Raw genomic sequence first — 20,869 nt, 5'->3', positions numbered from 1 at the left:
CCTTCCTTGAAACCTTCATTAAAATAAAGTGTGCTGTTCTCCCAGCAGATTACCAAGAAAGCTGCGACGATGCATCGGTGTAGCACCAAGAGCCATAATCTGTTCCCGATGAAATTTCGTTGCATATCCCTTATGTATAGATAGACCATATTCCGGATATAATGTATCCCAGTCTTCCTTGCAGAGCCGATCCCGGGTCACCTTCGCTATAATAGAAGCTGCCGCAATGGATTGACTATTCGCATCGCCTTTAATAATGGATTGTTGCGGTACATTCACATCGACCTTTTCCGCATCCACCAGCAGATAATCAGGAACACCGTCCAGTGCCTCCACAGCACGTTTCATTGCCAGTCTCGCAGCCTGCTTAATATTCAGACGGTCTATCGTTTCTGCATCCGCAACTCCGATTCCTACAGACAGCGCTTTTTCCATAATGATGTCAAATAATACATCGCGCTTTTTCTCCGTTAATTTCTTGGAATCATTAACTCCTTCCAGGATCAGATCCCGCGGTAAAATAACTGCCGCTGCAACCACATCCCCAAACAAACATCCCCGGCCCACTTCATCTATCCCAGCGATGCGTTCAAATCCACTTTCCCAATATTCACGCTCATAAACCAGCAAATCTCGGGGTTCACTCAATTCTTTTTTCTTCTTCGATTCATTTAAGGCATCCATTTGAGTCAGCTCATACATTTCATTATTTTCATTCATTACCTTCATCTCCTCTGCCCCACGCTTGTTTCAACGTATCATTTGTATACCTTTTTATCATATTGATGTAAATTCCCGGTTTTTGTCCTATCCACCCGTGAAACATATAGATTCATTGCCGTGATAACCATATATCATCTTAAAAATGGTGATGTCTTATTTTATCGGTATCTAAAGGTTTAAATTGAAGATATTTTGCATCGGTTAACCTTAATCGCCTCACCATTCATCATAGCACGATTTTAAAACCCCTGATACACACATCACCCAATCCCACAAAGTACTCTTTTCTTCAATCCTCTTCCATGTTCATCGGATCTACCAGATTACAACTCCTTAGTAACAAAAAAACAGCCGTTCCCGGTAATCCTATCCGGTAACGGCCGTCTTTCGGCACTTGGTTTATGAAATGAACAGATGAAGATGTATATCTCCATCTTATATAGCCCATCTTTAGTATGGAGCTTCCATTGAGAAACGGCCCATTTTGCCTGCACGCAGTTCCCGCAGAAAAGCACGCGATGCTTTTTCCAAATCGATACGTCCGCCACTTACAACACAACCACGTATACGACCGACCTTTTCCATAATCGCAATGACACTGTCTGGATTATCCGCATCCTTGGAGAACTCCTGAAGTCCGTATCTCTCTTCCAATGAATCCCAGTAGTAACGCATCAGATAGCTGATTGCAAAAAAAGCAATGTCCTCTGCGTTCAGGATCTCTTCCTTAATAGCACCTGTTACCGCAAGGCGATAACCCACATTTTGATCTTCGAACTTGGGCCAAAGAATACCCGGGGTATCCAGTAGCTCCATTTCTTTGCCTACCTTAATCCACTGTTGCCCCTTCGTCACGCCAGGACGATCTCCCGTTAAAGCAATACTCCGTCCAGCTAGTCGGTTAATAAGTGTGGATTTACCCACATTTGGAATACCAACAATCAATCCACGAACGGCTCGAGGATTAATGCCTTTGGACAGTTGACGATCAATTTTCTCTTTTAGAAGAAGCTTGGCTTGAATCGGGATATCCTTGACATTGGTACCTGTCGAAGCATCTACAGGAAAGGCAGTGATTCCCTCTTTTTTGAAATAGTCAATCCATTCTTGTGTCACTTTGGCATCCGCCAAATCGGACTTATTCAACAGAATCATCCGGGGCTTGCCTTGCAAAATTTCGTCAATCATCGGATTGCGGCTGGAGACAGGCAGACGGGCATCCAGCAGTTCGATGACCACGTCAATCAGCTTTAACTTATCCTGAATCTGGCGTCTGGCTCGGGTCATATGACCTGGAAACCATTGTATCGTCACCTTGTCTTCACCTCATTATTTGTTGATATACAAGCTCTAGCTCTAAAATCCACATCACATCACTTCAATGGCAAAATAATCTTCCGAAACGGTTATCCCCAGATATCTAGAGGCAGCCTACTTACAGAAAGCTTTTAAGCTCTGTTTCTTCTGATTTGTTCTGCCCCCTCCGTTCTAGTGTGCGTATTATAGTTCACTTATATATCCTGTACTCGTATTAGTGGTTGATCCACTTGATCTCACCGATCGGCCAGAAAATAACATCAGCACGACCAATAATATCTTTCAACGACACATAGCCAATCATGCGGCTATCTGTACTGTTTGGACGGTTATCTCCCATAACAAACACGTGGCCTGCGGGCACTTTGCCATCAGGAAACTGCTCATTCGGGAAATCCTTCACATTATAAGTTCCACCATTCGCTTCGGCTGCATCAATGGCTCCCTGAATGTAGGTTTCTTCGACTTTTTTGCCGTTAACCATCACTGTATCGTCCTGTACCTCAACCGTATCACCCTCAACAGCAATGACACGTTTGATGAAATCCCGACCTTCAGATGGTACGTGGAAGACAATAACTTCACCGCGCTTCGGTTCCCTGATATCATATAAAATTTCGTTGACAATCACGCGTTCACCGGTATCAAAGTTCGGCTGCATGGACGGCCCGTCCACAACAAACGGTTTAAAAAGTAACCACCGGATTAGAATGACCAGAACTAATGCAATCACGATGGCTTTGAGCCATTCAACAATTTCATTTTTGGCTTTTTTGGATCGACTGCCTTTCTCTTCGGCAGTATTGCCCTGGTCCTGTTGAACTTCATGTTCCATTAATGATCTTCCTCTCTTCACAGTACATGTTTATAGCAGTTTACACATCTAGTACTCCGCATCACTCAAATTCAGTTGATCATTGAATGATGCCAAATCCTCATATCAGTTATGTAATCTTACACACAAGCATTACAGTACATTTAATCCACAATTCAAATGCCCTTCAATAACTGATTTCACAATCCTCCCGGACTATTCACACGTGTACCGCCATACCATTTTACTCGGAAGTGTACCTCCGGTTCAACTTTTCCCGGACAAAAACGAAAAGGGCTTGTCTCCAAGCCCTCTCCGGTATCCGTTATATTAACGAATTTCTTTAATTCTCGCTGCTTTACCGCGTAGTTCACGAAGATAATAAAGCTTCGCACGACGAACTTTACCACGGCGAGCCACTTCGATTCTATCGATTTTAGGGGAATGAAGTGGGAAAGCTCTTTCCACACCTACACCGTAAGAAATTTTACGAACTGTAAAAGTCTCACTGATTCCACCACCACGGCGTTTAATAACAACACCTTCGAACAATTGGATACGCTCACGAGTTCCCTCGATTACCTTAACGTGCACTTTCAAAGTGTCACCAGGACGAAAACTCGGAATATCCTTACGAAGTTGTTCTTGTGTAATCGCTTGAACGATATTCATCTATGACTCCCTCCTTCCGTACAGGCGTTCATATTTCTTCCGGAGAACACCCTGTCTCCTTCATTATCCATAGAGGACCGCCGTATTCCACATAACAGACTTATTGTATCACGCAGCATATCAAAAGACAAGAAAAAATAAACATATTGCTCATGGACTCCTCAGATATCTGACATCAAGCTTGGCAACCATGCGTTCCACTCCAACCCGCTACCATTAAGATCACCAGGAGTGTCTTCATTCTGTTCATTTCATTACCTGTTCAACCTCTGAATCGCTCCTATCTATGCATCTATGTCTTATTCATATTCATGATGTTTCTCATGTTCATTGGTGTTTCTTACGAATCGTCATGATCCGATCATTATTTTTCAATAAGTCAACCTTATGATGGAAAAAATACTGTAACTTTCCGTAAAGAAAGATCGTCTATGATATAGCTTGTTGACCTACGTAACATATCATCCAATTTCACGAAGATATGAAAATGTAGAAAGAGAACTATTGTAGAAGGAGAACTATAAGACTTATGAAATATTGGAAAAGAATCACTCTTGCCGCACTCGTTGTGCTCACCTGTTTCATTACACTGTACGCATATGCAGTAACTCATCCGACAAATGCAATATCCCACAAAGCATGCACGTCCTGGGATATCGTAAAGCGTAAGGCATTTCTGTTGACTCATTCTGACTATTCCAGCAAACCTGTACTCGATAAAAACTTCCAGATTGCACCGGGTACAGCAACTGAAGTTCCTATGCTGATGTATCATTACATAGAGCCAAAGATCAATCATCGTGAAACAAACAACAAATCCATCATTATTTTGGAGGACTTTGAAGCAAACATGAAATATTTGCATGATGAAGGCTACAGTACGATTACATTGGAACAGCTTGAGCAATACGTCAAAGGGCAGATCCCACTGCCCCAAAAGTCAATTGTTATTACCTTTGATGATGGGTACCAGAACAATTACACTTTAGCTTACCCCGTGCTCAAAAAATATAATTTCCATGCTTCCCTTTTTGTCATCGGTAGTAAACTGCAGGATCAGCCTTCCGCCTTTGATCCTGCCAAAAAAACATTCATCTCTAAACAAGAGATGCAAGCTGCAACTGACGTTTTTGAATTTAACAGCCATACCTATAATCTGCATCACAAAGGGTTCCAGCGCTGTGGCAATGACGTGCCTGTTGGACTCGACACAAGTCTGTTGGATGACGACATCAAGCTGATGAAAGAGAAGGGAATTGATACGCCATACCTGGCCTATCCGTTTGGATATACCAGCACACAAATGATCTATCAACTGCAAAAAAACGGGTATCGCATGGCCTTTTCTGTTCGTCCAGGTTTTGTACGTCCAGGTGATAATCCCATGAAGCTGCCGCGATTAACAGTTACAACAGGAACCGATCTGGCTGCATTGCTTCACCCTCAATCAGATCACCCGGAGAGTCTTCCTGTAGAGATCAGCCATTGACCTAGACCCAAACTTCCCCGCCCGGATCAAGAGTCGAGCTATACAGTCTTTTCGACTGAAGCTGGGCTCTTTGGGATTCTGATGAGGTACATAACGATCATCTACGCCGCCATTTGCCTGTACCAGCAACATCTCAGCCTGCCATCACCATTCAGATCTCCCAAAAGCAACTTACTTATGAGGTAAGCCATTCTAGAAACTCAAGCCGATTTCCAAAGGGATCATGTATATAGAAGCGTTTTACCCCTTCATCAATCCTCGCTTCATCATCAATGACTTGAATGTGGTTACGATCCAGTTCTTCACGCAACGCATCTAAATTCTGTACGTGAAATGCAGGATGTGCTTTTGTAGCGGGAACAAACGCTTTTTGAACGCCAATATGCACTTGATGCATGCCACATTGGAACCAAACACCGCCACGTTTTTTCAACATTTCGGGTTTGGGAATCTCGGTCCACCCCAACACTTTATTGAAAAAATTACGAGCCTCCGCTTCACACCCTTCTGGGGCTGCGAGTTGTACATGGTCAAGACCATAAAAGTGATAAGACATATATACGCCACCTTCCGTTTCACTTGATGAAACACAGTTTCATATTATACCATCATTTTATAATAACTGCCTTTAGAAATCCAGTTTTTTCATATTCTCCATAAACGAAAAAGACCAACCCATTGTTTTATAGGCTGGTCTTTCGATCTTCTAATACAATTGTACTTCCGTGCTTATAGGGTACATAAATTTACTCTGTATTATTTTTACGATCTGAACGAATTTTTTTCAACCAGATTCGCTCTTTATCCGTCAAGTCGGCCATTTCCAGCATATCCGGTCTGCGCTCCAGTGTACGAAGCAAAGACTGCTCTCTGCGCCACGCTTCAATGTTCAGGTGATGTCCTGACAACAGCATATCCGGCACTTTCATGCCCCTAAACTCAGGTGGACGTGTGTAGTGCGGATATTCCAGCAGTCCGGTGCTGAATGAATCCGTAACTGCGCTCGTCTCATTACCGAGTACCCCCGGAATTAGTCGTACGATACTGTCAATTGCCACCATCGCGGGCAGCTCACCACCAGTTAATACGTAATCACCAATGGACAATTCGTCCGTCACAAGAAATTCACGAATACGCTCATCATAGCCCTCATAATGTCCGCATATAAAAATCAGATGATCTTCCTGCACCAGTTCTTCTGCTTTTTTCTGTGTAAACGTCTCACCTTGCGGACACATGAGAATAATACGTGGAGGTTTCATCGTTACCCCAGCTTCTCCTCGTTGCTCTAATACATCCTCGACAGCAGCAAAGATGGGATCTGGCTTCAATACCATCCCCCCACCTCCGCCATAAGGTGCATCGTCCACTGTATTATGTTTATTGGTCGCATAATTGCGGAAGTTCGTTGCGCCTAGGGATACAAGCCCTTTTGTCTGGGCTTTTCCCAGGATGCTTGCTCCGAACACACCATCAAACATTTCCGGAAATAGGGTTAATACATCCACTTTCATGTTACAGCAGCCCTTCCATCAGGTGAATCTTAACTTGCTGCTGTTCGATGTCCACATCAAGCACTACATCATCAATAACCGGAATTAATACTTCTTTACCTGCTGGCGTTTTGACGACCCATACATCATTGGCACCCGGAGTCAAAATTTCAGAGATGGTTCCGAGCGTTTCACCCTCTTCGGTGATGACAGAACACCCAACGATTTGATGGAAGTAGTATTCACCTTCCTCCAGCTCAGCCAGGTTCTCTTTTAACACTTTGGCCATGCCGCCTTTAAACTTCTCTACTTCATTAATATTGCCATACTCTTTCAGACGAAGAATATACATATTTTTATGCAATCGAGCCGATTCCACATTAACCATTACCGGGTGATTATCCGGTGTAAATAGAAATAACTCCGCATTTTTAGCAAACCGCACTTCTGGAAAATCGGTTAAAGGCATGATTCTCAACTCACCGCGAATGCCATGCGTATTGACGATCTTACCTACATTCATAAATTCTGCCATAAGTTCCTCCTGCAATCCATTCATATTGGTACTCATATTTGATGATCTCCATGCGACGGTTCCGGTTACGGATCGTTCTTCGGATCGCTGTTATCCCCTAATTTTTTTAATTATTTTTAAAGGTGAAAATCCGGTGATAAAGGCGAGCGCTAACGCTTCTTCAGAATCGATTCCGTACCCTTCACTACTTCCGCAGATAATCATACTTGACGACTATTTCAATCATATTATTTAAGTTTCAGCATGCACGAAAAGGGGCTAGGACATGCATCCTAACCCCCTTTCGTATATCTTTAAGATATGATATCAACGGTAACCCGTTTATCCATCTTAACTGCTGCTGATGTGACGACCGTGCGCAGAGATTTTGCGATTCGTCCCTGTTTACCAATAACCTTCCCAACATCGTCAGGATGAACGGTCAACTCATAAACGACAAGCCGGTCTTTCTCAACCGTCCGAACCGCCACATCTTCCGGATGATCGACCAAAGCCTTAGCAATTATGCTTACTAATTCTTCCATAGATGACCCTCCGAATCAGCACCTTATTTAGATAATTTAGACTCATGGAACTTCTTCATCACGCCCGCTTTGCTCAGCAAGTTGCGGACAGTGTCAGATGCTTGTGCACCGTTTTGAAGCCATGCCAATGCTTTATCTTCATCGATCTTAACAACAGCCGGTTGTTCAACCGGGTTGTAGTAACCGATCTCCTCGATAAAACGACCGTCACGTGGGGAACGGGAATCCGATACCACTACGCGGTAGAAAGGGGCTTTGTGAGCACCCATACGTTTCAGACGAATACGAACTGCCATTTGAAAATTCACCTCCTTCAATGAAATCTGTATATCATTTAGCTGCTCCCAGAATCAACGGAAAGGAAACTTCATTCCTTTGCCCAGACCTTTAAGCTGCTTCATCGCTTTGTTTTTACCGCCTTTAGGTCCCATCATATCCGAGAACTGTTTCATCATACGGCGCATCTCATCGAATTGCTTAATCAGACGATTCACTTCAGCCAATGATGTACCACTTCCGGTAGCAATCCGCTTCCGGCGGCTGTGATTAATCATATCCGGGTTACGTTTCTCCTCGGTCGTCATGGAGTAGACGATCGCTTCAATCCGGCCCATCTGTTTATCATCAACCTTCAGATCCTTGGCTTGTTTCATCTTGCCCATACCAGGAATCATATCCATAATCTGATCGATTGGCCCCAGTTTCTTCACCTGATCCATCTGCTCCAGGAAATCCTCGAACGTAAATTCTGCATTACGCATCTTACGTTCCATTTCCTTGGCTTTATCGGTATCAATGTTGGACTGTGCTTTCTCGATCAGAGAGAGCATATCACCCATACCAAGAATCCGTGAAGCCATACGCTCTGGATGGAAGGGCTCCAGTGCATCCAGTTTCTCTCCAAGGGAGGCAAACTTGATTGGGCAACCGGTCACTGCTTTAACAGAAAGTGCCGCACCACCACGAGTATCTCCATCAAGCTTAGTCAGAACGACTCCCGTCAGATTAAGCTGCTGGTTAAAGTGTTCTGCCACATTAACTGCATCCTGACCTGTCATGCTGTCTACAACAAGCAATACTTCATCGGGGTTCACTACGCTGTGAATCTGGCGAAGCTCTTCCATCAGTTCTTCATCGACATGCAGACGTCCAGCCGTATCGATAATGACATAGTCATTGCCGTTGTCTTTGGCGTGCTGCAGACCCTGACGTGCGATCTCTACAGGGCTTGTCTGATCTCCCAGTGTGAATACCGGCGCATTGATTTGCTCACCGAGTACTTGCAACTGTTTGATCGCTGCCGGACGATAAATATCTCCTGCAACAAGCAATGGTCTACTGTTTTGCTTTTGCAGCATTTTAGCCAGTTTACCCGATGTGGTTGTTTTACCCGCACCTTGCAAACCCACCATCATAAGCACCGTAGGTGGCTTGTTCGCTTTAGCCAGTTTCGACTGACTTCCACCCATCAAATCCGTTAGTTCCTTGTTTACGATGTCGATGATGACCATTCCTGGCGTGAAGCTCTCCATCACTTCTTTGCCAACAGCCTTCTCTTTCACCTTGGCGATGAATTCCTTGACCACTTTGAAGTTTACATCCGCTTCGAGCAATGCCAGACGTACCTCGCGCATAGCTTCGGCTACATCTTCATCAGACACCTTGCCTTTGCCGCGCAGCTTGCTGAACACATTCTGCAACCGGGTCGTTAATCCTTCAAATGCCATGATCCCACCTCCTTAAGCTTTAATACTGTTTTTAGGACCGATACGTTCCGCCGAGCCGTTATGAACTTCTCATTCGTTGAGCTGGGCAACAATATCGTGTATTTGTTTGTTGTTATCAATGGATACGCCTGCGCGTTCCAATGCATTTTGCAAATCTTCAAGATTGCGATTACGCCGTTCATGCTTTTCCAGCAAGCCAAGCTTGCTTTCGTAATTTTCCAGCACTTGTTCGGCACGCTTGATATGCTCATATACCGCCTGGCGGCTGATCTCAAACTCGGCTGCAATTTCACCAAGTGAAAAATCGTCATGAAAGTAATACTTTAGAAAAGTCTGCTGTTTCTCGGTAAGTAACAATTCATAGAAAGCAAACAACAAGTTAATCCGGTTTGTCTTCTCAAGCCGGTTTTCTTGACTCATATCGGGGCACTCCCTTCGTCAAGGAAAAACACTTTACACTCTTGCAACGTTCCTAATAATACCTAAAAGAAATCAGGTTGTCAAGCAAAAATACTTGTCACAATGAAAACACTCATTTCACGCTCGTGTTTCCTTCCCAAAGGGTTGATTTCCACCCGTTATTTTCCTGAAGATACCACCTTGTATCTCCTCATACCTCCTCCTATAGAACAAAAACGAATGGGTCTCCACCACAGGCGGAGCCGATCCGTTTCACAATTACCTACTACGCCCCTAGCGAAGAGGAGTCAGGTATATTAATACCATAAAGAAATGAAGAATACTGCCTGCCAGCACAAAGAGATGCCAGATCGCATGGTGGTACGGAAAACCACGCCACATATAAAAAAGCGTTCCAAGCGTATACATCAGTCCTCCAGCGACCAACAGCACGATTCCGCCTGTAGGAATGGCAGCCACAAGCGGTTGCCAGGCAACAATGATGAGCCAGCCCATCGCAATATAGAAAATCGTGGACATGAATAGAAACTTTTTCGTAAAAAATGCCTTAAAGATTACGCCGAATATTGCGATTGCCCAGATCACACCGAACAGACTCCAGCCGAGTGTGCCGCGGACAGCAATAAACAAAAGCGGAGTGTACGATCCCGCAATAAACAAATAAATTGAAGAATGGTCAAAAATTTCAAATAAATCTTTAACTTTACCATCTTTCCATGCATGCACGAGTGTAGAGCTCGTATAGAGCAGCAGCATCGTGATCCCGTAGATCGTAAAACTGACCACATGCCAGGGCGTGCCTTTCAAACTGGAAACTACAATCAACAGCACCAGTGCAGCTACACTGAGTGCAGCGCCGATTCCATGAGTCACCGCATTAGCGACTTCCTCACGGCGAGAATAGGTATGGGTATTAGCCATATCAACCGTCCTTTCTAGACCTATTAAATTGCCTGATTCATTTCATTATACACCTGTTGCCACTGACTTTACATGCGGAACGCACGCTCATCACTGGCAACAGGATCAAATCAGATCCTTATATCTAGGAATTTGCTTTCTCTTCTTCTGCGTCCTGAGCCGGCTGCTCCTGAATTAATCCAGCAAACAAAGCATGAACAAATTGCTCCGAGTCAAATGGCTGCAGATCATCAATCTTTTCACCCAAGCCGACCAGCTTCACAGGCAGATCCAACTCCTGACGGATGGCAACAACGATACCACCTTTGGCCGTACCATCCAGTTTTGTCAGTACGAGGCCAGTCACGCCACTTTTCTCACCGAAAAGTTTGGCCTGATTCAAGGCATTTTGGCCTGTTGTTGCATCCAGTACCATCAGTACTTCATGCGGAGCTTCCGGAATTTCACGCTGGATAACACGATAGATTTTGTTGAGTTCATCCATCAGATTGGATTTATTTTGCAGACGACCCGCTGTATCACAGAGCAGAACATCTGCCCCCCGTTGCTTCGCTGCCTGCACCGCATCATACATAACAGCTGCTGGATCAGAACCAGATTGCTGCTTGATGACATCAACACCAGCACGTTGTCCCCAAACTTCCAGTTGTTCAATCGCTCCGGCACGGAACGTATCCCCGGCTGCCATAATGACCTTTTTGCCTTGCTGTTTAAACCGATGCGCAAGCTTGCCAATCGTTGTTGTTTTACCAACACCGTTAACGCCGACAAACAAAATAACCGTGATCCCATTCGGATTCATTTTCAATTCGTTATTCTGCTCACCCCGGAGCAGATCTGTCAGTTTCTCGGACAATACAGGCTGTAGCTCAGCCGCATCCTCGATTTTGCGTTTTTTGACTTCATCACGCAGGTCTTCAATCAGATTCATGACCGTATTGACACCTACGTCGGCTCCAATCAGAATCTCTTCCAATTCTTCGTAGAACTCTTCATCGATTTTTTTGCGGCGGATGACGAGATCCGACACTTTCTCCACAAGCCCTTTACGTGTCTTTTCCAGTCCATCCTTGAACTGTTTGGTAACCGACTCTGTTTTGCTTGCAATGCTGTCTCTCAGCTTTTTAAAGAAACTCATAAAGCCCCTCCATCGTGTACATTTCTTAGTTTTAAATGATAGTAGATGAGTTGATGTGTGACAATCACTCCAGCATCAGGCAATGATAGCTTCCTCATCTTCCAGTTTAACCGAAACAAGCTTGGATACTCCGCCCTCTTCCATCGTGACTCCATATAGAACGTCCGCTTCTTCCATCGTGCCTTTGCGATGAGTAACAACGATGAATTGCGTTTGTTCCGAGAATTCACGCAAGTACTGGGCAAACCGGACAACGTTCGCTTCATCCAGCGCCGCTTCAACTTCATCCAGCACACAGAATGGTACCGGCTTAACGTGCAGAATGGCGAATAAGAGAGCCATCGCAGTCAACGCTCGTTCTCCACCGGATAATAGTTGCAGGTTTTGCAGCTTCTTGCCTGGCGGCTGAGCCACGATATCGATGCCTGTCTCCAACAATCGTTCCGGGTCCATCAGAACCAAATCTGCTCGTCCCCCGCCAAACAGCTTGGTGAACACGGTTCCGAACTCACGGCGAATTGCATCAAACGTCGTCTTGAAACGTTTCGCCATCTCGTCTTCCATTTCCCGGATAACCTGATACAAGGTTGTCTTCGCTTCCACCAGATCATTTTTCTGTACGCTCAGAAATTCATACCGCTCATTGACCCGCTGAAACTCCTCGATTGCACCCAGGTTAACGTCACCAAGAGCGGATATACTGCGTTTAAGTTTCTGAACTTCTGCCTGCGTGCTTTCCACGTCTTCCGGCACCGGATAACGCTCTTTGGCCAGTTCATAGCCAAGTTCGTACTCATCCTGCAGTTTACGCAATATATTTTCCAATTCAACATCAAGTCTGTTCACGGAAATTTCCGTCTGTCGCATCTGCTCTTCCACAGCTTTCAGCTGTGTGCGCTGTTCCTTCGTCTCACTCTCTGCGAGCTCAAGTTTCTTCGACAACTCGCTTCGAGCAGCACGCTTGAAGTCCAGCTCCTGTGCGGATTGAGTCTTTTTCAGCTTATACTGATTGAGATCTTCAATCTGCTTGACGCTCTCCGCCTGTGTTTTCTTGAGATCAGCTTCCATGGAGGCCAGCAACGTGCGATTCTGACGAAGATCTTTCACCAGTAAGTCCACTTCCCGCTCCAAACGCCGCAATTGCTCCTCGTTGGAGGAACGCTCCTGATCCAGTTTTCCTTCCCGTACTTTCAGTTCGGTGAGCTGGCTCTGCAGTTCCTCTTTCGCGGATTCATTTGCTTTGCGGGCGAACTCGGCTGCATGGATCGCACGATGATTCGCCTTCTCTTCCTCTTCAAGCTGCTCCAGCTTCTTCACGGCGACGGCTCGGGCTAAATCCATTTCTTTGATTTCTTCGGTAAACCCGCTCTTCTCCTGCCCGGCTACCGCAACCTGCTCCAGCACGTGACGAAGCTCATGCTCCACTTGCTTCATTTCCATTGAAGCTTGCTGTTCCGCATTTCGGGTATCATCCCCGGACTGACGCAGCTCGTCCAGCTTGTCCTGACACTGCTCCAGTTGGACTTTAACATCATCCACACTGTGATGCAGTTTCACGATCTGATTTTCGGTATCCGAAATATCCTGATCAAGCTGGTCCAACTGCCGTTTCCGGCTGAGCAGACTCACATTTTTCTTGTGCTGGCTACCACCCGTCATGGAACCACCTGCATTAACCACATCGCCTTCAAGGGTCACGACCCGGAAACGATACTGGCAGCGAGCTGCAATTTTATTGGCGACCTCTAGCGTTTCGGCAATAATAACATTTCCAAGCAGACTGCCAATAATGGCAGCATAACGAGATTCGAATTGTACCAAGTCAGCACCGATTCCCACAAAACCATCCATGCCTTCGATCATGGAACGTTCAGCCGCACCAATGGCACGAGGACGAATAACATCCAGAGGCAGAAACGTCGCCCGCCCCAATTGACGTTGCTTCAAAAAAGCAATCGCCTGTCTGGAAACTGATTCATTTTCCATGACGACATGCTGCAAGGATGCTCCCATCGCTGTCTCTACCGCAAGCTCAATCTTCTCCGGAACTTTGACGAGTTCTGCAACAGCTCCGTGAACACCGTTCAGTGTACCTTTACGTGAAGCCTTCAGAACTTCCTTGACACCAAGCATGAATCCGTCAAAGTCATCCTGCATCTCTTTCATCGTATCGCGGCGGGAGACCTGAGCTTCGCGCTTCTGTTCCCATTTTCGAACCGTACTCCGACTTTCTTCCAACAGCTTTTGTAAAGACTGGAGTCGTTCACTCTCCGTGATATATCCACCACGCAGATCACTGATTTCCTTGCCCAAACGGATGATTTTTTTGTCAATATCCGCTTTGCGAGCTTCCAGCGTTTCCTTCTGGCCTTCCCACTTGCCGGATTCCTCAGCCGCGCGATTCATTCGCCGCTCCAGCGTTTCTTTCTGCTGATCCGCGTAACGGATCTCATTACGTGTCTGAGCCATCTGGTTCATTAATTCCAACAAGTTGCCCTTGAGGCTTTCCTCCTGCTGCTGGCTGATCCCACCAGTGACACCAATGAGTTTGGCCTCTTCCACGGACAGGCGATTTCTTACGTCGCTTAGTTCCAACTCAAGGTTGGCAAACTTTTCGCGTAATGCAAGTAACTCGGTTTCACGCTCCCGATGTCTCTCTTCGCTCGCCGCAAGCGTCACTTTAAGCTGTTCCTGGTTCGTTTGCAGATGGTGTGAACGCTCCTTGAGCAATTCCCCGAGTCCTTCGCTTTTCTCCGTCGCTTCACTGAATTGCAGTAAGGCGGATTGCAATTGTTCCGTCTCCGTTTCCAGGGTACGCAGTGCATTCCGGTCACTTTCCAGCTTCGCATCATGACTGGAAACGATGGCAGCCAGCCCGACTTCTTCCTGTTTCAATGATTCGAGTCGTTGATTGGCTTTACTCCAGGAAGCATGAATCTGTTCGATCTGATACACATACATGGAGATTTCCTGTGACTTCAGCTGTCCACGCAATTCCTTATAGTGGATTGCCTTCTCCGCTTGTTCCTTTAACGGGCCAACCTGATCTTCCAGTTCTGTAACCAGATCATGAATACGTAGCAAGTTCTGCTCCGTCTCATCGAGTTTACGTGTGGCATCCCGCTTGCGGGATTTATATTTAACAATACCTGAAGCCTCTTCAAAGATTCCTCTGCGATCCTCTGAACGGGTACTCAGAATCTCTTCGATTCGCCCCTGTCCAATAATCGAATAGGCTTCCTTGCCGATCCCGGTATCCATGAACAATTCCGTAATATCCTTTAAACGACACGACTGCTTATTGATAAAATATTCACTGTCTCCACTACGATGTACACGGCGGGTCACGGTCACTTCACCAAAATCTAAAGCAAGCGCGTGATCCTCGTTATCCAGCGTCAACGAAACTTCGCCATAATTGACAGCCTTGCGTGCATCACTACCAGCAAAAATGATATCTTCCATCTTGCCACCACGTAGTGATTTGGCACTTTGTTCCCCCAGCACCCAGCGGATGCCGTCTGAAATGTTACTTTTCCCACTTCCGTTCGGGCCCACTACAGCGGTTATGCCACGAACGAATTCCATTTCCGTTTTGTCGGCGAATGACTTGAATCCACCCAGTTCAATCCGTTTCAAAAACATAGGGCTTCCCGTCACCTCCTCTTGCAAATTTCAAGTGTTGCACCCAGCGCTCAATCATGGATCAGGGAACATTCCCCTAAACCTCTTTACAAAAAAAAGAGCAAAAAGCAGTCCGGCCGATTAATTCCGCCGGGGCGGACCCGCGGGCTGCTCTTTGCTCTTCGTTTGTCTATGCGCTAACGGTAAAGCTTAGGCTTCCGGGAGCTTGAGTCGATCCAGTGCTGCAGATGCAGCCTGTTGCTCGGCTTCCTTTTTGGAACGCCCTGTACCTCTGCCAAGCCGTTCTTGACCCATATGGACCTCGGAGACAAACTCCCGTTCATGAGCAGGGCCCCGTTCCTCAACGATACGGTATTCCAGCGCTCCCATATTGTGATGTTGAGTGAGTTCCTGCAGTTCCGTTTTGTAATCGCTCATCTGCAGCTTGCTTCCCAGAACAATTAGCGGAAAAACATGCTGATCTAGAAATGTCCGGACAGGCGCCAGGCCCTGATCCAGATACAAGGCACCAATGAAAGATTCAAACACATCAGCCAGCAAAGCCGGCCGTGTCCGTCCTCCCGTCAGCTCCTCACCTTTTCCAAGAAGTACATACTGTCCAAAACCCAATGCTTCAGCAAATTTGACGAGGGAAGGCTCACAGACAATGGATGCCCGCAGCTTAGTTAATTCACCTTCCGGACGGTTAGGATACAAGTGATACAAGTATTCCGACACAGTCAGTTCCAGCACCGCATCGCCCAGAAACTCCAGACGTTCGTTATCCTGATGCTGACTGAATCGGTGTTCGTTTACATATGAAGCATGGGTAAACGCTTGTTTTAAAAGCTGCCTGTTGTCAAATTTGATTTGAAGTTTGTGTTGCAACTGCTTCAGATCTTCACTCAAACGAACTAGCCCCTTATGCTTCAAATTTTTTGAGAATAATGGTGGCATTGTGACCGCCGAATCCAAATGAATTGGACATGGCAATATTGACTTTAGTTTGACGTGGAACGTTAGGCACATAATCCAGATCACATTCCGGGTCCTGATTTTCCAGGTTGATCGTTGGAGCCAGTGTCTGATGTGTCAGTGACAATCCACAGATGACCGCTTCCACACCACCAGCAGCGCCAAGCATGTGACCCGTCATCGATTTGGTAGAACTCACCGCGAGCTTGTACGCATGATCACCAAATGCCTTTTTGATCGCAAGCGTTTCGGATCTGTCGCCTACAGGAGTCGAAGTTCCGTGTGCATTAATGTAGTCCACTTCTTCAGGCTCAATACCTGCATTGCGAAGCGCCATCTTCATGCAACGTGCTGCTCCATCCGGATCAGGCTCTGTCATATGATGTGCATCACCAGTGAGACCGTAACCAATCACTTCACCATAGATACGTGCACCACGTTTTTGAGCATGTTCCAGAGATTCTAGAATCAGAACACCAGCACCTTCACCCATAACAAATCCATCACGTTCAGTATCAAAAGGACGGCTCGACTTCGCAGGATCATCATTGCGTGTAGACATCGCACGCATTGCACAGAAACCAGCAAGACCTGTTGGTCTGATCGTCGCTTCCGCTCCTCCACAGATCATGGCATCCGCATCACCGTTAGCAATCAGCTTGAAGGAATCTCCAATGGAGTGTGTCCCTGTTGCACAGGCTGTTACCACGTTGATATTGGGCCCTTTGGCTCCAAGAGAAATCGACATTTGGCCCGAAGCCATGTTGGAGATCATCATTGGAATGAAGAATGGGCTTACCCGTTTTGGACCTTTCTGCAATAATGCATTATGTTGGTCCTCCCAAGTACCCAATCCACCAATACCTGATCCGATGGATACACCGAAACGCTCTGCATCAATGTTCTCGTTAATTTTCAGACCACTGTCCTCGACGGCTTTGAAGCCGGCTGCGACTGCAAACTGAACAAAACGGTCCATTTTGCGTGCATCTTTGCGCTCCATGTACTCTTCCGGATTGAAATCCTTGATCTCGGCTGCAATCTGTGTCGTGTATTCACTTACATCAAACGCCTCAATCTGAGAGATTCCGGACTTTCCTGCCATTAAACTGCCCCAGAACGTTTCCAAATCTTTTCCGAGCGATGTCATTACGCCCATTCCGGTAATTACTACTCTTTGTTTCAAACCGACTCACCTCTATATCGACTGCATTACGCACGTATTTTGTGGGAATATCCGCAAACAGACATCTATTCAACCAAGATCAGAAGACCTGCTTGATTAGCGCTGCTTGCGGAATGAGAAAAACCAATGAATGATGAGAAGTCCCGCCTGTTCGAAAACATGTGCGGGACTGAATTGACTTTAGGTATGAGATTGTATGTAGTTTACAACTTCACCTACGGTCGTGATTTTTTCTGCATCTTCATCAGAGATTTCCAAATCAAATTCATCTTCCAATTCCATGACCAATTCCACTACATCCAAAGAATCAGCACCCAAATCTTCTTTGAAAGATGCTTCAAGTGTAACTTCAGCTTCGTCTGCGCCCAAGCGGTCGACGACGATGCGTTTTACACGCTCCAATACATCGGACATCCGGTTCACCTCCTTCTTTGGTATTATACGAGAATCGCAGGCAAAATGCCATAGAAGACATATGCGGCTCCCGGCCGGGGAACCCAGCCTTTTTCCGACATTTCGGATCGTCCAGCGCCTGTTCCCCGACTATTGTTCAAGTCTGGGAAGAATTACATGTACATGCCACCATCAACATGCAGTGTCTGCCCTGTCATATAAGATGAAGCTTGTGAAGCCAGGAAAGTGACCACACCGGCGATTTCATCCGGCTGACCCAAACGGGACAACGGAATACCACTCAGCATACCGTCCACCAGCTCCTGAGACAACTCTTTTGTCATATCCGTCTCAATAAAACCTGGTGCAACACAGTTAACTGTGATTCCACGGGAGGCCAGCTCACGGGCAGATGCCTTCGTCAGACCGATTACTCCTGCTTTGGCAGCAACATAGTTCGCTTGTCCAGCATTGCCGAGCACGCCCACAACCGAGGAGATATTGATAATTCTTCCCGACCGTTGTTTCATCATTGGACGTGTAACCGCCTTAAGGCAGTTAAACACACCTTTGAGATTGGTTTCAATAACCTGATCGAATTCCTCTTCTTTCATACGCATGATCAGATTATCGCGGGTAATCCCCGCATTGTTCACCAGAATATCAACGTTGCCCCATGCTTCGATCGTAGCTTTGACCATCTGTTCGGCTTCATCCATCAGGCCAACATTCGCTTGAAGTGTTATCGCCTTGACCCCTTTGGCACGAATGGCTTCCGCCACTTCCTCAGCTGCTGCTTGACTGCCCGCATAATTCACGGCCACGTTTGCTCCAGCCTCAGCCAGTGCCAGTGCAATACTGCGTCCAATGCCACGGGATGCCCCGGTAACAAGTGCATTTTTGCCTTCTAATGGTTTAGACATAATCATTCCTCCTTTCCCCAAATCTAATCCTTGTTAATCACTTCAGCGCATTTGCCGTTGTTTCGAGCGTTTCAAGACTGTTCACATTGTACAGTTTTACGGTTTTATCTGTTTTTTTAATCAAACCGGTCAATACACTGCCAGATCCAATCTCAACAAAGGTATCCACACCTTGCTCAATAAGCCATGTCACACTGTCTTCCCATAATACGGGAGAATAGACCTGAGCCGTTAACAAATCCTGAATCTGTCCGTCCTCTGCAGGTCTTGCAGTCACATTAGCGACTACAGGAACCACTGCCGGTGAGAACGTAACGATTTTCAGTTTTTCTTCCAGCTTCTCAGCTGCACCTTTCATCAAAGAAGAGTGGAACGGACCGCTTACTTCAAGTGCAATGGCGCGTTTGCCGCCCGCTTCCTTCACTCGTTCCGAGACAGCAGCCACGCCTTCCTTGACACCCGAAATCACGATTTGTCCCGGACAGTTTATATTCGCAAGTTCAACGGCATAACCACTTTCAGATACGTCCCGGCAAAGCACCCCCAGCGCTTCCCGATCCGCACCCAACACAGCAGCCATTGCTCCTTGTCCACCCGGTACAGCCTGCTCCATATACTGACCACGAGCCCGCACAATGCTCACTGCATCAGCAAACGAAAGAACGCCCGCTGCCACCAGTGCACTGTATTCACCCAGACTGTGTCCAGCCGTATAGTCAGGCTGAATTCCTTTTTCTCTAAAAGCTTCGAGCAAAGCGATACTTGCTGTCAACAGAGCCGGTTGTGTATTTGATGTCTGTTTCAACTCGGTCTCTGGTCCTTCAAACACCAGATTGCTCAGCGAGAAGCCCAAAGCTTCATCAGCTGTGCGAAAAATTTCCGTTGCCGCTGGCACGGACTCATAAGCGTCCTTCGCCATTCCTACCCTCTGCGATCCCTGTCCCGGAAATACAAATGCTATTTTGCCCATGCCATTCATCTCTCCCAGTTGTCTTGTCTACCAAACGAGTACGGATGCTCCCCAAGTCAGTCCTCCACCAAAACCAACCATGAGGACAGTATCTCCGGCTTTCATGCGACCTTCTTCAGCGGCTTCTACCAGAGCAAGCGGAATCGAAGCTGCGGATGTGTTTGCATACTTATCCACGTTGACCACAACCTTCTCTTCCGGAAGCTCAAGTCGTTGCATCGCAGATTGAATTATGCGAATATTCGCTTGGTGAGGAACAAACAGATCTACATCTGTACGATCCAGGCCAGCCTTGCGCAGTACTTCAACTGTAGCCGTGCCCATTACGCGTACTGCAAATTTAAATACTTCACGGCCGTTCATGTAAATATAATGTTTTTTATTCGCAACCGTTTCTGCGGATGCAGGCAGACGGGAACCGCCGCCTTCCATTTGAAGCAAGCTACCGCCCGCCCCTTCAGCTCCGAGGTCGAAGGATTTGAATCCACGGCCTTCCGGCACTTCGCCCACGATAACCGCGCCTGCACCATCACCAAACAGTACACAGGTGTTACGGTCTGTATAGTCCGTAATACGAGACAAACAATCCGCACCAATAACAAGAGCATTATTGTACATACCGCTTTTAATGAAACTAGTCGCTGTCGCCAAGCCGTATACAAATCCGGAGCAAGCAGCAGACAAGTCAAATGCCGCAGCACCCTTGGCACCCAGTTTGTCCTGCAAAATGCAGGCTGTCGATGGGAATGAAGAATCCGGTGTAATAGTTGCTACAATGATCAGATCGAGATCACTGCCCGTCATGCCAGCAGATTCAAGGGCCTTGATCGCTGCCTCGTATGCCAGATCTGAAGTCGCCTGATCCGGTGCAGCGATGTGACGTTCCTTGATTCCTGTGCGGCTGACGATCCACTCATCATTCGTATCTACCATTTTTTCCAAATCGCTGTTTGTCAAAATTTTCTCAGGTACATATTTCCCTGTACCAATAATCCCTACCGGGCGCAAATTATTCATGTCGTCAC

The 20,869-nt window shown here is 46.4% G+C and carries 21 protein-coding genes; 1 reads left to right on the top strand and 20 read right to left on the bottom strand.

What is annotated here, in order from left to right; translation table 11 throughout:
• Nucleotides 1–18: 18 nt before the first annotated feature.
• From ACR32F_RS11420 to rplS, 4 genes are all read right to left on the bottom strand, one after another.
• Nucleotides 19–720: a ribonuclease HII gene (locus ACR32F_RS11420; RefSeq protein WP_440118806.1), complete on the bottom strand. Its 702-nt coding sequence runs from the start codon at nucleotides 718–720 to the stop codon at nucleotides 19–21.
• A 453-nt stretch (nucleotides 721–1,173) separates the two neighbouring features.
• Nucleotides 1,174–2,037 carry a ribosome biogenesis GTPase YlqF gene (ylqF, locus tag ACR32F_RS11415; protein WP_440118805.1) on the bottom strand — a complete coding sequence of 288 codons (864 nt, stop codon included), beginning with the start codon at nucleotides 2,035–2,037 and terminating at the stop codon, nucleotides 1,174–1,176.
• A 217-nt stretch (nucleotides 2,038–2,254) separates the two neighbouring features.
• The gene (lepB, locus tag ACR32F_RS11410; RefSeq protein ID WP_440118804.1) at nucleotides 2,255–2,875 is read right to left on the bottom strand and encodes a signal peptidase I; all 621 of its coding nucleotides are present in this window, start codon (nucleotides 2,873–2,875) and stop codon (nucleotides 2,255–2,257) included.
• 309 nt (nucleotides 2,876–3,184) lie between these two features.
• On the bottom strand, nucleotides 3,185–3,526 hold the full coding sequence (gene rplS, locus ACR32F_RS11405; protein ID WP_024630190.1) for a 50S ribosomal protein L19: 342 nt from the start codon (nucleotides 3,524–3,526) through the stop codon (nucleotides 3,185–3,187).
• Nucleotides 3,527–4,055: 529 nt separating this feature from the next.
• Between rplS and ACR32F_RS11400 the strand changes: the two genes are divergently transcribed.
• The gene (locus tag ACR32F_RS11400; RefSeq protein WP_440118803.1) at nucleotides 4,056–5,015 is read left to right on the top strand and encodes a polysaccharide deacetylase family protein; all 960 of its coding nucleotides are present in this window, start codon (nucleotides 4,056–4,058) and stop codon (nucleotides 5,013–5,015) included.
• A 175-nt stretch (nucleotides 5,016–5,190) separates the two neighbouring features.
• Here ACR32F_RS11400 and ACR32F_RS11395 read toward each other — a convergent pair whose 3' ends face one another.
• The 16 genes from ACR32F_RS11395 to ACR32F_RS11320 all read right to left on the bottom strand — a co-directional run bounded on the left by ACR32F_RS11395 (nucleotide 5,191) and on the right by ACR32F_RS11320 (nucleotide 20,861).
• On the bottom strand, nucleotides 5,191–5,571 hold the full coding sequence (locus ACR32F_RS11395; RefSeq protein ID WP_440118802.1) for a VOC family protein: 381 nt from the start codon (nucleotides 5,569–5,571) through the stop codon (nucleotides 5,191–5,193).
• Between the two features lie 190 nt (nucleotides 5,572–5,761).
• Nucleotides 5,762–6,529: a tRNA (guanosine(37)-N1)-methyltransferase TrmD gene (gene trmD / locus ACR32F_RS11390; RefSeq protein WP_440118801.1), complete on the bottom strand. Its 768-nt coding sequence runs from the start codon at nucleotides 6,527–6,529 to the stop codon at nucleotides 5,762–5,764.
• Between the two features lies 1 nt (nucleotide 6,530).
• Nucleotides 6,531–7,043, bottom strand: a complete 513-nt coding sequence (gene rimM, locus ACR32F_RS11385; protein WP_440119792.1) for a ribosome maturation factor RimM — start codon at nucleotides 7,041–7,043, stop codon at nucleotides 6,531–6,533.
• Nucleotides 7,044–7,336: 293 nt separating this feature from the next.
• Nucleotides 7,337–7,567, bottom strand: a complete 231-nt coding sequence (locus ACR32F_RS11380; RefSeq protein WP_024630185.1) for a KH domain-containing protein — start codon at nucleotides 7,565–7,567, stop codon at nucleotides 7,337–7,339.
• A 23-nt stretch (nucleotides 7,568–7,590) separates the two neighbouring features.
• On the bottom strand, nucleotides 7,591–7,863 hold the full coding sequence (gene rpsP, locus ACR32F_RS11375; RefSeq protein ID WP_017689219.1) for a 30S ribosomal protein S16: 273 nt from the start codon (nucleotides 7,861–7,863) through the stop codon (nucleotides 7,591–7,593).
• A gap of 54 nt (nucleotides 7,864–7,917) precedes the next feature.
• On the bottom strand, nucleotides 7,918–9,294 hold the full coding sequence (ffh, locus tag ACR32F_RS11370) for a signal recognition particle protein (protein WP_440118800.1): 1,377 nt from the start codon (nucleotides 9,292–9,294) through the stop codon (nucleotides 7,918–7,920).
• Between the two features lie 69 nt (nucleotides 9,295–9,363).
• Complete coding sequence (gene ylxM / locus ACR32F_RS11365) at nucleotides 9,364–9,714, bottom strand: YlxM family DNA-binding protein (RefSeq protein WP_440118799.1); 351 nt, start codon at nucleotides 9,712–9,714, stop codon at nucleotides 9,364–9,366.
• Between the two features lie 273 nt (nucleotides 9,715–9,987).
• Complete coding sequence (gene trhA / locus ACR32F_RS11360) at nucleotides 9,988–10,635, bottom strand: PAQR family membrane homeostasis protein TrhA (RefSeq protein ID WP_440118798.1); 648 nt, start codon at nucleotides 10,633–10,635, stop codon at nucleotides 9,988–9,990.
• A 124-nt stretch (nucleotides 10,636–10,759) separates the two neighbouring features.
• Nucleotides 10,760–11,773: a signal recognition particle-docking protein FtsY gene (gene ftsY / locus ACR32F_RS11355; RefSeq protein ID WP_440118797.1), complete on the bottom strand. Its 1,014-nt coding sequence runs from the start codon at nucleotides 11,771–11,773 to the stop codon at nucleotides 10,760–10,762.
• A 75-nt stretch (nucleotides 11,774–11,848) separates the two neighbouring features.
• The gene (gene smc, locus ACR32F_RS11350) at nucleotides 11,849–15,418 is read right to left on the bottom strand and encodes a chromosome segregation protein SMC (protein ID WP_440118796.1); all 3,570 of its coding nucleotides are present in this window, start codon (nucleotides 15,416–15,418) and stop codon (nucleotides 11,849–11,851) included.
• A 189-nt stretch (nucleotides 15,419–15,607) separates the two neighbouring features.
• Nucleotides 15,608–16,306, bottom strand: coding sequence for a ribonuclease III (gene rnc / locus ACR32F_RS11345; protein WP_145318996.1), 699 nt, complete (start codon nucleotides 16,304–16,306; stop codon nucleotides 15,608–15,610).
• Between the two features lie 13 nt (nucleotides 16,307–16,319).
• Nucleotides 16,320–17,558, bottom strand: a complete 1,239-nt coding sequence (fabF, locus tag ACR32F_RS11340) for a beta-ketoacyl-ACP synthase II (RefSeq protein WP_440118795.1) — start codon at nucleotides 17,556–17,558, stop codon at nucleotides 16,320–16,322.
• A 180-nt stretch (nucleotides 17,559–17,738) separates the two neighbouring features.
• The gene (gene acpP / locus ACR32F_RS11335) at nucleotides 17,739–17,972 is read right to left on the bottom strand and encodes an acyl carrier protein (protein ID WP_024630176.1); all 234 of its coding nucleotides are present in this window, start codon (nucleotides 17,970–17,972) and stop codon (nucleotides 17,739–17,741) included.
• A gap of 152 nt (nucleotides 17,973–18,124) precedes the next feature.
• Nucleotides 18,125–18,874 carry a 3-oxoacyl-[acyl-carrier-protein] reductase gene (fabG, locus tag ACR32F_RS11330; protein ID WP_440118794.1) on the bottom strand — a complete coding sequence of 250 codons (750 nt, stop codon included), beginning with the start codon at nucleotides 18,872–18,874 and terminating at the stop codon, nucleotides 18,125–18,127.
• 37 nt (nucleotides 18,875–18,911) lie between these two features.
• On the bottom strand, nucleotides 18,912–19,844 hold the full coding sequence (fabD, locus tag ACR32F_RS11325; RefSeq protein ID WP_440118793.1) for an ACP S-malonyltransferase: 933 nt from the start codon (nucleotides 19,842–19,844) through the stop codon (nucleotides 18,912–18,914).
• A 27-nt stretch (nucleotides 19,845–19,871) separates the two neighbouring features.
• The gene (locus ACR32F_RS11320; protein ID WP_440118792.1) at nucleotides 19,872–20,861 is read right to left on the bottom strand and encodes a beta-ketoacyl-ACP synthase III; all 990 of its coding nucleotides are present in this window, start codon (nucleotides 20,859–20,861) and stop codon (nucleotides 19,872–19,874) included.
• Nucleotides 20,862–20,869: the final 8 nt, after the last annotated feature.

Source organism: Paenibacillus hebaui (genome assembly GCF_051934385.1).
Lineage (GTDB): Bacteria > Bacillota > Bacilli > Paenibacillales > Paenibacillaceae > Paenibacillus.
The sequence above is the reverse complement of the archived record's forward strand: the minus strand, read 5'-3'. Positions and strand labels throughout refer to the sequence as shown.